This window comes from Staphylococcus massiliensis CCUG 55927 (assembly GCF_000298075.1).
In the GTDB taxonomy this organism is placed as follows: domain Bacteria; phylum Bacillota; class Bacilli; order Staphylococcales; family Staphylococcaceae; genus Staphylococcus; species Staphylococcus massiliensis.
Window position 1 is genome coordinate 46,946 of record NZ_JH815593.1, and the last position, 12,169, is coordinate 59,114.

Below are 12,169 nucleotides of genomic sequence, written 5' to 3' on the forward strand. Positions count from 1 at the left end.
AATTAACGGGGTTCTCATTTTTATGCATAGATAAATATGTGAAGTTCTGGTGCAGTTCTGGTGCAGTAAAAATATTTTACGATAAGTAACGGAAAATAACGACATCTCACAAACCGCGTCGTTATGGGGTTTTAGTTTACGGTAAATAACGAAAACAATTAAAAAAACCCTATGAAACGGAGAGTGAGGGATTCGAACCCTCGAGACGCATGATGACGCCTACACACTTTCCAGGCGTGCTCCTTCGGCCAACTCGGACAACTCTCCACATAATAAAAAAATCAGAAGCGATATTTCACTTCTGATTGTATGACTCCTACGGGACTCGAACCCGTGTTACCGCCGTGAAAGGGCGGTGTCTTAACCGCTTGACCAAGGAGCCATGGCTCCACAGGTAGGACTCGAACCTACGACCGATCGGTTAACAGCCGATAGCTCTACCACTGAGCTACTGTGGATTAATAATAAATGGAGCGGGTGATGGGAATCGAACCCACAACATCAGCTTGGAAGGCTGAGGTTTTGCCATTAAACTACACCCGCATATAGTTCAATCGATATGGGGCGGTTGATGGGAATCGAACCCACGAATGCCGGAACCACAATCCGGTGCGTTAACCACTTCGCCACAACCGCCTCAATGGTTGTAATGGTTCAGGACAGAATCGAACTGCCGACACAAGGATTTTCAGTCCTTTGCTCTACCGACTGAGCTACTGAACCATATTAATAATGGCGGTCCCGACGGGAATCGAACCCGCGATCTCCTGCGTGACAGGCAGGCGTGTTAACCGCTACACTACGGGACCTAATATGTAATTGCGGGAGGCGGATTCGAACCACCGACCTTCGGGTTATGAGCCCGACGAGCTACCGAACTGCTCCATCCCGCGCTAATACTATTTTTTTCGGCTACCATTCTAATATATCATAATTGACTATATCAGGTCAACCATTAATTAAAAGAAAAGTAAGTGACTCCTACGGGACTCGAACCCGTGTTACCGCCGTGAAAGGGCGGTGTCTTAACCGCTTGACCAAGGAGCCATTTATTAAATGATTATTAACGACTTGTTTAGTATATAAATATTTTGTGAAAAGGTCAATACGTTTATTAAAATTTATCCGTGTAATTTTAATATATTGATAACTAAATAAACATAAATTGACTTTCTTTAGTAAATTGTAAATCATAGCAGCACTTTTATCGCTATTTCTACTGATTATACGCGTTATTCAAGTTATAATAGATGAGAACGGAGGGAGTATTTTGGAACATTGGCTTAAATTACAAAGTGAGAAAAATCCGCATAATACAGCAATATATCATAAAGATATTCAATTAACATTTAAAGAATTGTACCAAAAAGCTTCTCAACTCGCTTATGTTTTAAAACAATTACATACAAAACGCATTGGTTTACATATCAACAATTCAGTAGAATCGGTTGTTTTATTACATGCATCTATTCTTACTGGTATCGAAGTTGCGTTAATCAATAACCGTTTAACGGAATATGAAATTATCAATCAAATGCATTCAATTGACGTAACAACAATTGTCACAACAAACGACTTTTCAATAGAAGAAATTGACGTCATTCATTATCGTACTTTAATTAAGAAAATAAATGAACATACTTATATAAGTGGCTTTTCAGAAGGGGACATAGCATCGATAATGTTCACATCTGGCACGACAGGACCTCAAAAGGCAGTGCCGCAAACTTTCAAGAACCATAAAGCAAGTGCAATAGGTTGTAAAGAGAGTTTAGGGTTCGAACAAGATAGTGTTTGGTTAGCGGTATTACCGATCTATCATATATCAGGGCTAAGTATTCTGTTACGTAGTGTGTTATATGGATTCGCTGTCCAAATAGAACCTAAATTCGACGTTCACCACATCTTAAACGAAATTAAGTCGAAACGCATTACACACATTTCGTTGGTACCGCAAACGCTACAATGGCTTATGGATGCAGGGTTAACTGAACCTTATCGACTTGAAAAAATTCTGCTTGGTGGTGCTAAGTTATCGCAACACCTTGTTGATAAAGCGCTAGCATATCATTTGCCTATTTATAATTCGTTTGGGATGACTGAAACCTGTTCACAATTCTTAACTGCCTCACCGGCATTACTTAAAGAAGATAACGAAACTGTTGGTAAACCTAGTGAGAACGTAGAGGTGAAAATTTATCAACCGAATGAACAAGGGCATGGCGAGTTGCTCATTAAAGGCGACAACGTGATCGACCTCTATCTCTACCCGAATGATTATCAAGCGGTTTCTGAGGATGGATACTTTCATACTGGAGATATCGCGCGTATCTCTTATGATAAAGCTGTGTATATTTATGATCGTCGAAAGGATTTAATTATCAGTGGCGGCGAGAATATTTATCCAAATGAACTGGAACATGTGCTGAAATTACATGCAGACGTTGATGATGCGATGTGTATTGGTATCAATGACGACACCTGGGGACAAGTACCGATGATGTACTATATTTCTGAAAAGGATTTAAGTGAGGAAGCGTTACGTTCTTTCTTAAGTCACTATCTCGCTAAATATAAATGCCCTAAACAATTTAAGCGGGTTCGTCAATTACCTTATACCTCTACAGGTAAACTGATTCGTAAGCGCTTGGAGGATACGATTCATGAAGATTAAAAGCTTTCAATTTCACACGGTTTCACCTCAATTTAAGCATCAAATACGTACTCGTAAAGTTGAAATGACGCATCGAAAGACGCTCATACTTGAAGTAATCACGACTGACGATAAGGTGTATTATGGTGAATGTAATGCCTTTGAAACGGATTGGTATTTAAATGAAACGATTGAGGATGTTCGCTCTAAATTAACGGAATGGCTTAATAAAAATCAGCACCTGACATTTGATTCGTTTCAAGATGTGCAGCAAGCGTTAGTATCTTTAGAAGCTTTTCCAGCAGCGCGCGCAACACTTGTAATGGCGTTATATCAAGCATTTCATGAGATGCCTACGTTTAAAGTGCCTTTTGGTGCAACGGTAAGTGGAAATTTAGAGGAACACGTTTCTACAATTAAGAAGCTTAAATCGCAACGACTTAAATTGAAGTGGCATGATGACATACAAGACGATTTAACGTTACTTGATCACCATCACATCCATTGTCCAATCATTCTAGATGCGAACCAAACGCTTTCAATCAGCAACTTTCACACAATCGACCGAATCAATCGAGAGATATTATATATAGAAGAACCTTTCAAGCATTTAGATGACTTAAATCATATCTCGAAAGATTACAACATTGCGATAGATGAACATGCTTCAAGCTATAAAGATATAATGAACTATTTAAAGTACCCGCAAGTTAATACGGTGATCATCAAACCTTTTCGAGTTGGCGGCAATGATATTGCACTTGAACTTATTCAAACACTTCAACAAAAGGGCGTTCAAGTTGTAGTAGGTGGCATGTACGAACTAGGTTTAAGCCGCTATTTCACAGCGTTTCTCGCAAGTCATACAAAATACCCAGGTGACATTACGCCAGCTGGGTATTACTTTAAAGAAGATATCGTACATGAATCAGGCGTGCTTTCTAACGGTAACATCCAATTTCAGCCACCAAAGGTCGATGCACGCACATTAAACGATGAAGTCTAATGGTGATGTTTCTTTTTATTCGGAGGTACTGGGTCAAAGCCACCCTTATGAAATGGGTGACATTTACCAATTCGTTTAATACCTAACCAAGTGCCTTTAATCGCACCATGTTCTACGATTGCTTGGCGCGTGTACTCTGAACATGTGGGATAGAAACGACATGTAGGCGGCGTTAATGGTGAAATATAGTGTTGATAGATATAAACTAGAAATAAGAATACACGTTTCATATTATGCCTCCATGAATTATAATCAAACCAATCATACCATAAAATTATTTTAGGAGGTGCTGATGTGATTTTTAAAGACAAAGACAATACGCCAGTTCATGTGACATTTAAGTCCGATTCCGAGCCTTCAGACGGTGATCACGTCTTAGCATTTCCAATTTATCAGAATCAACTTTTGTTTACGAAACATCTTGAACGCGGCATTGAATTTCCAGGCGGTAAACGTGAGGCGGGTGAATCAAGCATTGAAGCTTTGAAGCGGGAACTGTTTGAGGAAACCGGTGCGACTATTGAGGCACATTATTTTATCGCACAGTATGAGGTCCTCGCTGAAAAGCCCTTTAAAAAAGATGTCTATGTAGTGCTGGTATCTGAGATCGTAGACAAAGCGGATTATTTAGAAACGTCCGGTCCAATTTTATTTAAGTCACCTGACGACGTACCCCATGAAGAACGCAGTTTCTTAATAGAAGATAAAGCGATTCTAAAATGTTTAGAAAGAGTGATTGAGCTTGGCTTTTACAAAATATAAGAAAATGCCAATCGCATTATCTACGCATGAAGCATACGAAGTTACATATGAGGTCGATGGGTTTCACGTCAAAGGTTTATTATTCAAGCCTTTAAAGGAAGCGCGTCGTATCGTAATGTATTTGCGGGGTGGTAAAGGTCAGGTTGGTAGAGTTCGACCTGCGCGCATGATGCAATTTATGAATGCTTCAACGGTTGTATTTGCGCCTTACTATAGAGGTAATAATGGTAGCGAAGGGCATGACGCCTTTGCTGGCGCGGACTTAAATGACGTTATAGAAGCGGCACATATTTTAAAGGAGATGTATCCCGAAACGCCACTACATTTAATCGGATTCTCAAGAGGCGGTATTCAAGGCTTATTAACATTTCAAGAAGTCGGTGCAACAAGCTATATCATATGGGGAGGCGTGTCGGACCTACGTTTAATGTACGAAGAGCGCGTTGATTTGCGAGGTATGATGAGACGCATGATTGGTCACCCTAAGAAGCAAAGCTCAGTTTATGATGAGCGTGAAGCTCTGAACGCAATAACACAGATGAGCCCTCCGATATTAATCGTACATGGTGGTGCGGATGAACAAGTGGGGATTCATCAAGCCTATCATTTGGAAAAGCACTTAAAACAAGTAGGCGCTACTTATGATACGTTATATCAATTGGAAGAAGGACATGTGCCTCGTCCAAGCGCTTTAAAAGATGTACTCAATTACATACAAGATTGGATGGCACAAACAGAATCAGAAATTTAAAAAAACCGAGACGCATAACGCGCCTCGGTTTAATTATGATTGAATTATTTAAAGCCACCGTCTTTTTCAAGATCAGCAGTTTCTTCACCGAATTTCTTGAAGTTTTCTTTGAAACGGTTTACTAAGTCTTTAGCTTGCTCATCATAAGCTTCTGCATCTGACCAAGCGTTCTTAGGCATTAAGATTTTAGATGGAACGTCTTCGATTTCTTTTGGAATATTTAAACCAAAGATGTCGTCTTGTTCATATTCAGCGTCTTTAAGTTCACCGCTAATAGCTTGGTTAACCATTTGACGTGTATATTTTAAGTCGATACGTTTACCATCGCCATACTTACCACCAGTCCAACCAGTGTTTACTAAGTAAACATCAACTTCGTGTTCGTCGATTAATTTACCTAATAAGTCAGCGTAAACTTTCGCGTTTAATGGTAAGAATGGAGCGCCGAAACAAGTAGAGAATGATGGTTCTGGTTCAGTAATACCACGTTCAGTACCAGCTAATTTAGAAGTGAAACCACTTAAGAAGTGATACATAGCTTGGCTCTTAGTTAATTTAGAGATAGGTGGTAACACACCGAATGCATCTGCAGTTAAGAAGATGATTGTGTTAGGGTGTGCAGCTTTTGATGGTACCACAATATTATCAATATGGTGGATAGGGTAAGCAGCACGTGTATTTTCAGTGTACTTATTATCATCAAAGTCAACGTCACCATGTTCATCAACTACAACGTTTTCTAAAACTGTACCATATTTTAAAGCACTATAAATTTGTGGCTCTTTATCTTTTGAAAGATTAATTGCTTTAGCGTAGCAACCACCTTCGATATTGAATACACCGTTTTCGTTCCAACCGTGCTCATCGTCACCGATTAATTTACGATCTGGATCAGCTGAAAGTGTTGTTTTACCAGTACCTGATAAACCGAAGAATAAAGCAACATCGCCTTTATCTCCAACGTTAGCTGAACAGTGCATACTCATGATATCGTTTTGTGGTAATAAGTAATTCATTACTGAGAAGATACCTTTTTTCATTTCACCAGCGTACTCAGTACCGCCGATCAAGATTGTTTTATGTTTGAATGATGTAATAATGAAAGTTTCTGATTTCGTGCCGTCTACTTCAGGGTCTGCTTTAAAAGTAGGGGCAGAAATAATTGTAAATTCAGGATTAATAGATTCTGCTTCCTCTACGCTTTCTGGGCGAATGAACATTGTTTTTGCAAATAAATTATGCCAAGCAAGTTCATTAACAACAGTTAATTTTAGCTCAGAGTCTTTGTCACTACCTGCATAACCATTGAAAACAAATAATTCATCTTTTTCATCTAGGTAATTAACGACTTTATCATAAAGATTTAAGAAAACTTCTTCAGAGATAGGTTGGTTAATATCTCCCCAATCTACTTCGTCAGCGATTTCAGGATCATCTACAATGAATTTGTCTTTAGGTGAACGACCAGTATATTTACCAGTTTTCATGTTGATAGCACCAAGTTCTGTTAATTCACCTTCATCTCTTTCTAAAATTTTGTTATATAATTCCGTTGTGCTTAATTGAAAATGAGACGTGTCTTTTGCTATAATGTCATCAATCTTCGTGTTATTCGTCCCCATGTCAATTGTCATATAGAATCCCTCCAATAGTTATTACGGTAATGTAAGCATTTACATGAAATTAGTATAACACATTTGTATTATTATTCCATGCTATTACTAGAGATTTTAAAGATTTTCATAAAATTGACAAGCTTAATAAACTTAGGTAGTATGTAGCTAACGGATTCTCTTATCCTGAGTGGTGGAGGGACATGGACCCAACGAAGCCCAGCAACCTCTTTTATCCTATATAAAAGAAAGGTGCCAAACCGTTTGCAGACAATAGTCTGAACGATAAGAGCGAATGGACGGATTAAGCCTTCTCTCTATCTTAATAGTGAAGAAGGTTTTTTTATTTAGCTCTATAAAATCAAAGAGAATTTTCGTAATATAAATTTTAAAGGAGTATAAAATGACTACTAACAGAAGATTATTCACGTCAGAATCTGTTACTGAAGGACATCCTGATAAAATTGCTGACCAAATTTCCGATGCAGTTTTAGATGAAATTTTAAAAGGCGATAAGAATGCGCGTGTTGCCTGTGAAACGACAGTAACAACAGGAATGGCGCTAATCGCAGGAGAAATTTCTACATCAACGTACGTCGATATCCCTAAAGTTGTACGCGAAACAGTTAAAGGCATTGGTTATACACGTGCTAAGTATGGATATGACTACAAAACAATGTCTGTATTAACTGCAATTGATGAGCAATCACCTGATATTGCTCAAGGTGTTGATCGCGCATTAGAATACCGTGATGACGATAAAGAACAAGAAATTGAAGCAACTGGTGCTGGTGACCAAGGTTTAATGTTCGGTTTCGCGACGAATGAAACTGAAACATACATGCCTTTACCTATCTATTTATCACACCAATTATCTAAACGTTTAAGCGATGTACGTAAGGATGGTACTTTAGCTTACTTACGTCCAGATGGTAAAGTACAAGTTACTGTTGAATATGATGAAAATCATAAACCAGTTCGTGTAGATACGATTGTTGTGTCATCTCAACACCATGAAGATATTGAGTTAAGTAAAATTGAAAATGATATAAAAGAACATGTTATTTATCCTGTCGTTGCTGAAAACTTAATTGATGCAGAAACGAAATTCTACATTAATCCTACTGGCCGTTTCGTAATTGGTGGGCCACAAGGTGATGCAGGTTTAACAGGTAGAAAGATTATTGTAGACACTTATGGTGGTTATGCGCGACACGGCGGCGGTGCTTTCAGTGGTAAAGATCCAACTAAAGTTGACCGTTCTGCTTCATATGCAGCACGTTATGTAGCTAAGAATATCGTTGCAGCAGGTTTAAGTGATAAGTGTGAAGTTCAACTCGCTTATGCAATTGGTAAGGCCGAGCCTGTATCTATTTCAATTGATACATTCAACACTAACAAAGTTCCTGAGCCGTTACTTGTTGAAGCGGTTCGAGATATCTTTGATTTACGACCAGCAGGTATCATTGAAATGTTAAATTTACGTCAACCAATCTATAAGCAGACTGCAGCATATGGTCATTTTGGACGTACTGACATCCAATTACCATGGGAAGAAATTGATAAAGTTGATGCATTAAATGCTTTTATAGAAAAAGTTAAATAGTTTTAACAAAAAATCATACGAAACTATCGAATGATAAGCTATATTCTATTATAATAGGGTATAGCTTATTTTAAATCAGATTGAGCCGTTAAAAATAGAAACATCATACATAGTTTACTTTGTAAATTGAATATTTCTGTTTGTCTGATTGTAGAAGAAAGGGAGCGTTTTATCATATGGCTTTAGATGCAATAAGCATTAGTTTAATTGTAGCAACACTACTTGCAATTATATTCTTTATCCTATTTCTCGTTGCGCTTAGCAGCAAAAAGAAAGCAAAACAAAAATTAGAGGATCAATATAACTCTAAACATTCAGAATTACATCAGAATCATGAAGAAGCTCTAGAGAAAGAAAGAATAGAAAATAAGAAAACGATTACGAAACAAAAAGAAGATTACGAAGCTACGGTAAATTCAAAAGATAGAGAAATTGATGCTTTAAAATTATTCTCTAAAAATAAAAGTGAGTATATCACTGACATGCGTCTTTTAGGTATTCGTGAACGCTTAGTAAATGAAAAGCGTATCCGTCCTGAAGATATGCATATTATGGCAAACATCTTTTTACCAAAGCAAAACTTTGAAGATGTTTCTAGAATCAGTCACTTAGTACTTACACGTACGGGTCTTTATTTAATCGATTCTCAACTTTTAAAAGGACATGTGTATTACGGTGTTAATCAGTCTCAATTTGGAAAGCTTCCAGTTATGGAACAAGTTTTCAACACGCTTGATTTAGAAATAACTGCACCACATACGATTGTTTTAGATCAAAATGATGATAAACATTCTTTATCTGTAGTTGATTACACAACACATATTACGAAAGTTGAACGTTTAGCTGAAACGTTAAAACGTGAATTAGATTTAAAATACCTACCAACAACGCTTTTATACTTTAACCCTAAATATGATGGCGCAGTAACAATCTCTAATTTCCAAGAGACGTCTCATACTCGCGCGTTAGTTGGACCTGAACAACTTAATGAATACTTTAATAAGTTCGTCTTCCACGGACGTATTCAATACAATGTTGAAGAACTGCAAGAAATTATGGATAAAATTGAAAGCTTCAATTAAATTGAAAGCACTATAGCGATACCGAATAGGTACGCTATAGTGCTTTTTTTAAACCTTATTTACACGTAGTATCCCAATAGACAACATAATAATCCTAGGACAAATTGCACCAAAGCATAGATATAAAAGTAAGGTGAAGGTTTATTATCGTCATTTAACATTTGAATCAATTCGTACATCATTGTAGAAAATGTTGTTAAACCACCTAACATGCCTGTGACAATTAAAGTTTTTAATGAATCATTTAAATCGAACTGCGATATATATCCAATTAAAAAACATCCCACTAAATTAACAACAGTTGTTGCTAAAGGAAAGGTTACTTTAGGGAAGGACTTTTTAAAAAGATTCGTAATCAATCCTCTTAAAACAGCTCCGACGCCACCACCTAGTAGCACGAGTAAGATTTTAATCATGTTTAACCTTACCTCCTAACGCAAAACCCTTCATGCAAAATGTAAGTCCCGCTAAAAAGCTTAAAATTGCGTATGAAAGTGCGAGCCAAATTTGATGATGATTAAGCATTTGAACGATTTCAAATTGAAAGGTTGAAAAGGTTGTTAGTGCGCCGACAAACCCTGTCGTAACGCCTTTCTTTACATTAGGATGATCTTGAAATAGTTGTATCGCAGCATGGGACAGGTATCCCACTAAGAAAGCACCGATTATATTTGCGATAAAGGTACCAACTGGAAGGTCTGTAGGCTCGTGGAGAAATGAAAGAAGGTAGCGAAGCAAGGCACCAATCGCGCCTCCTATAAAAATATATACATATTGCATATTGTCACCTCATTAAAAAAAGAGTGAGGCAGAAACCCGATGTGGTTCAAAGATTTCTTAATCTCACTCTGGCAATTTGCCTTAATCGAACTAAATTAAATTGAATCCATAAATCATCTTAATAACACTAAAGTCGTGCTAATTTCGTTTGATTGAATACGTAATTAATTAAATATACCGAATGTGTATAAAGCTGCTAAAATATGTAAGGCAATTACAATCATGATTATGAAAGGTAATATACGTGACGCACCGCGTACCCATCCACTATGAGAATGTAGTGATTTAATCGATTTATCGTTAAAATGTATGGCAAGTAGTATGATAATCGTATTCACGATACTACATATTAATATAAGTAAAATGATTGATTTAAAGTGAAAATCTAATAGTGGATTTAACGTATTAAAGTAACAACTAATTAAAATTAATATTAAGGATAGAAAAAAGTATTTTTTAGATGTATTCATAATATCCTCCTATAATTCTCAACATACATCATAGCACAAATAATTTCTTTTTATCTAATATTCATGAATAAATTTCTAGATAGCCCCTTAAAATAGCTATCATATACGAAAAATGGTATAACTTATTTATATACATACCTAGTGTAAATCAACTTTAAACAGTAACACGATTCATATAGGATAGGAGGAATAAGTATGTCTAATTTAAATGTTGAAGTATTTGCGGATGGTGCAGACATCGAGCAAATGAAACAAGCTTACCAAAACAAAGAGGTAGATGGCTTTACGACTAACCCTAGTTTAATGGCTAAAGCTGGTGTTACGGACTATAAGGCTTTTGCGAGTGAAGTTGTTCAAGCAATCCCTGATGCTTCGATTTCATTTGAAGTGTTCGCGAATGACATGGAAACAATGGAGAAAGAAGCTGAGATTTTAAAGGAATATGGTGACAACGTGTTCGTAAAAATTCCTGTTGTGAATACGAATGGTGAATCCATGATTCCACTTATTGAAAAGCTCTCACACAAAGATGTAAAACTTAATGTCACTGCGGTTTACACGATTGAACAAGTGAAAGCTATCACTGAAGCGGTTAAAGAAGGTGTACCTACATACGTCTCAGTATTTGCGGGACGTATCGCAGACACAGGTGTTGATCCGCTACCTTTAATGAAAGAATCGGTTAAAGTGACGCATGAAAAAGAAGGCGTTAAGTTATTATGGGCGAGTTGCCGAGAATTATTTAACGTCATTCAAGCTGATGAAATCGGCGCTGACATTATCACTTGCCCAGCTGACGTTGTTAAAAAGATCCCGAACATTGGTCGTAATATCGATGAACTGTCAGTTGATACAGTTAAAGGGTTTGAAAAAGATATTCAAAAGAGTGATTTAAGTATTTTATAAAAAACTAAAAAAATTAGCCTTGAATGATGGTTGAGGTACCGTCATTCAAGGCTTTTATCATTTAACCATGCACTTAAATATATTGTTTGGCTATATTACGACTCTCGCAATATTTATGATATGCCGCATTCAAAGTATCTAAATTCTTATTATTATCTATGATCAAATGTTCTAATTCTTCATGAATCGCATAAATACGTGTGACTAAGTGCTCTAAGTTCTTTTCAGCAAACTCTTCGCTTGTAAATATAAAGAATTCAATGTGTAAGTTTAATGTATAAATTTTTTGAACATCGTTTAAATCTTTATAGTTAAAAGGGTTTTCTTTGGTGTTTCTTACTTTCTTCATTAAAAAAGAGATATGCTCATCCACTTGGGAGAATTTGCGTCTCAAAAAGATTGTTTTACGATTGCTCATAGTTAGTCGGCACCTCCAATGTAAGTAAGCATTAACAATTACATTATAGCCTAATTTAGATAAAAAATGTAAATATTTTACATTTGTTGTTGAATTGCTTGCGATTATCACTTTTTTAATCG

General features: G+C 36.7%; 13 protein-coding genes, 9 tRNA genes and 1 riboswitch. Of the genes, 7 read left to right on the forward strand and 15 right to left on the reverse strand.

From position 1 onward, the window contains the following. Positions 1–177: 177 nt before the first annotated feature. The 9 genes from A33S_RS0100600 to A33S_RS0100640 all read right to left on the reverse strand — a co-directional run bounded on the left by A33S_RS0100600 (position 178) and on the right by A33S_RS0100640 (position 1,047). A tRNA-Ser gene (locus A33S_RS0100600) sits at positions 178–267 on the reverse strand. 43 nt (positions 268–310) lie between these two features. Further along, positions 311–382, reverse strand: a tRNA-Glu gene (locus A33S_RS0100605). Position 383: 1 nt separating this feature from the next. Then, positions 384–458 (reverse strand) — tRNA-Asn (locus A33S_RS0100610). An 11-nt stretch (positions 459–469) separates the two neighbouring features. Next, positions 470–543 (reverse strand) — tRNA-Gly (locus A33S_RS0100615). A 17-nt stretch (positions 544–560) separates the two neighbouring features. Further along, a tRNA-His gene (locus A33S_RS0100620) sits at positions 561–636 on the reverse strand. 14 nt (positions 637–650) lie between these two features. Continuing rightward, positions 651–723: transfer RNA gene (locus A33S_RS0100625), tRNA-Phe, on the reverse strand. Between the two features lie 10 nt (positions 724–733). Further along, positions 734–809 (reverse strand) — tRNA-Asp (locus A33S_RS0100630). Positions 810–819: 10 nt separating this feature from the next. Further along, positions 820–893: transfer RNA gene (locus tag A33S_RS0100635), tRNA-Met, on the reverse strand. An 82-nt stretch (positions 894–975) separates the two neighbouring features. Then, positions 976–1,047: transfer RNA gene (locus A33S_RS0100640), tRNA-Glu, on the reverse strand. Between the two features lie 223 nt (positions 1,048–1,270). On the opposite strand from A33S_RS0100640, the gene menE reads away from it, so the two are divergent. Further along, entirely contained in the window at positions 1,271–2,674 is a 1,404-nt protein-coding gene (gene menE, locus A33S_RS0100645) for an o-succinylbenzoate--CoA ligase (RefSeq protein WP_009382062.1), read from the forward strand. Next, complete coding sequence (gene menC, locus A33S_RS0100650; RefSeq protein ID WP_017176445.1) at positions 2,664–3,659, forward strand: o-succinylbenzoate synthase; 996 nt, start codon at positions 2,664–2,666, stop codon at positions 3,657–3,659. Before menE ends, menC begins: the two co-directional genes overlap by 11 nt. On the opposite strand, the gene yidD is transcribed toward menC, so the two are convergent. Then, positions 3,656–3,889 carry a membrane protein insertion efficiency factor YidD gene (gene yidD, locus A33S_RS0100655; protein WP_009382059.1) on the reverse strand — a complete coding sequence of 78 codons (234 nt, stop codon included), beginning with the start codon at positions 3,887–3,889 and terminating at the stop codon, positions 3,656–3,658. The genes menC and yidD overlap by 4 nt on opposite strands. 64 nt (positions 3,890–3,953) lie before the next feature. Here yidD and ytkD point away from each other — a divergent pair, with 64 nt between their 5' ends. After that, complete coding sequence (ytkD, locus tag A33S_RS0100660) at positions 3,954–4,421, forward strand: RNA deprotection pyrophosphohydrolase (RefSeq protein ID WP_009382058.1); 468 nt, start codon at positions 3,954–3,956, stop codon at positions 4,419–4,421. Then, complete coding sequence (locus A33S_RS0100665) at positions 4,402–5,172, forward strand: alpha/beta hydrolase family protein (protein WP_009382057.1); 771 nt, start codon at positions 4,402–4,404, stop codon at positions 5,170–5,172. Before ytkD ends, A33S_RS0100665 begins: the two co-directional genes overlap by 20 nt. A gap of 44 nt (positions 5,173–5,216) precedes the next feature. On the opposite strand, the gene pckA is transcribed toward A33S_RS0100665, so the two are convergent. After that, positions 5,217–6,806: a phosphoenolpyruvate carboxykinase (ATP) gene (gene pckA, locus A33S_RS0100670; protein ID WP_009382056.1), complete on the reverse strand. Its 1,590-nt coding sequence runs from the start codon at positions 6,804–6,806 to the stop codon at positions 5,217–5,219. Between the two features lie 157 nt (positions 6,807–6,963). After that, a riboswitch (SAM riboswitch) is annotated at positions 6,964–7,077 on the forward strand. Positions 7,078–7,188: 111 nt separating this feature from the next. Between pckA and metK the strand changes: the two genes are divergently transcribed. Further along, positions 7,189–8,391, forward strand: coding sequence for a methionine adenosyltransferase (metK, locus tag A33S_RS0100675; RefSeq protein WP_009382055.1), 1,203 nt, complete (start codon positions 7,189–7,191; stop codon positions 8,389–8,391). Between the two features lie 176 nt (positions 8,392–8,567). Further along, positions 8,568–9,473, forward strand: coding sequence for an NERD domain-containing protein (locus A33S_RS0100680; protein ID WP_009382054.1), 906 nt, complete (start codon positions 8,568–8,570; stop codon positions 9,471–9,473). A gap of 59 nt (positions 9,474–9,532) precedes the next feature. Here the strand turns inward: A33S_RS0100680 and A33S_RS0100685 are convergent, their stop codons facing one another. The 3 genes from A33S_RS0100685 to A33S_RS0100695 all read right to left on the reverse strand — a co-directional run bounded on the left by A33S_RS0100685 (position 9,533) and on the right by A33S_RS0100695 (position 10,723). Beyond that, positions 9,533–9,889, reverse strand: coding sequence for a fluoride efflux transporter FluC (locus A33S_RS0100685; RefSeq protein WP_009382053.1), 357 nt, complete (start codon positions 9,887–9,889; stop codon positions 9,533–9,535). After that, complete coding sequence (crcB, locus tag A33S_RS0100690) at positions 9,882–10,253, reverse strand: fluoride efflux transporter CrcB (protein ID WP_009382031.1); 372 nt, start codon at positions 10,251–10,253, stop codon at positions 9,882–9,884. The genes A33S_RS0100685 and crcB overlap by 8 nt, the downstream gene beginning before the upstream one ends. 164 nt (positions 10,254–10,417) lie before the next feature. Next, entirely contained in the window at positions 10,418–10,723 is a 306-nt protein-coding gene (locus tag A33S_RS0100695; protein ID WP_009382007.1) for a hypothetical protein, read from the reverse strand. 195 nt (positions 10,724–10,918) lie between these two features. On the opposite strand from A33S_RS0100695, the gene A33S_RS0100700 reads away from it, so the two are divergent. Then, complete coding sequence (locus tag A33S_RS0100700; protein WP_009382006.1) at positions 10,919–11,629, forward strand: transaldolase; 711 nt, start codon at positions 10,919–10,921, stop codon at positions 11,627–11,629. Between the two features lie 73 nt (positions 11,630–11,702). On the opposite strand, the gene A33S_RS0100705 is transcribed toward A33S_RS0100700, so the two are convergent. Further along, on the reverse strand, positions 11,703–12,047 hold the full coding sequence (locus tag A33S_RS0100705) for a hypothetical protein (RefSeq protein WP_009382005.1): 345 nt from the start codon (positions 12,045–12,047) through the stop codon (positions 11,703–11,705). Positions 12,048–12,169: the final 122 nt, after the last annotated feature.

Bases quoted from the DNA above. Each gene is read 5' to 3' on its own strand.
- A33S_RS0100705 (WP_009382005.1), bottom strand. From the start codon at position 12,047: ATGAGCAATCGTAAAACAATCTTTTTGAGACGCAAATTCTCCCAAGTG.
- yidD (WP_009382059.1), bottom strand. From the start codon at position 3,889: ATGAAACGTGTATTCTTATTTCTAGTTTATATCTATCAACACTATATT.
- menC (WP_017176445.1), top strand. From the start codon at position 2,664: ATGAAGATTAAAAGCTTTCAATTTCACACGGTTTCACCTCAATTTAAG.
- A33S_RS0100695 (WP_009382007.1), bottom strand. From the start codon at position 10,723: ATGAATACATCTAAAAAATACTTTTTTCTATCCTTAATATTAATTTTA.
- pckA (WP_009382056.1), bottom strand. From the start codon at position 6,806: ATGACAATTGACATGGGGACGAATAACACGAAGATTGATGACATTATA.
- metK (WP_009382055.1), top strand. From the start codon at position 7,189: ATGACTACTAACAGAAGATTATTCACGTCAGAATCTGTTACTGAAGGA.
- A33S_RS0100685 (WP_009382053.1), bottom strand. From the start codon at position 9,889: ATGATTAAAATCTTACTCGTGCTACTAGGTGGTGGCGTCGGAGCTGTT.
- A33S_RS0100680 (WP_009382054.1), top strand. From the start codon at position 8,568: ATGGCTTTAGATGCAATAAGCATTAGTTTAATTGTAGCAACACTACTT.
- crcB (WP_009382031.1), bottom strand. From the start codon at position 10,253: ATGCAATATGTATATATTTTTATAGGAGGCGCGATTGGTGCCTTGCTT.
- A33S_RS0100700 (WP_009382006.1), top strand. From the start codon at position 10,919: ATGTCTAATTTAAATGTTGAAGTATTTGCGGATGGTGCAGACATCGAG.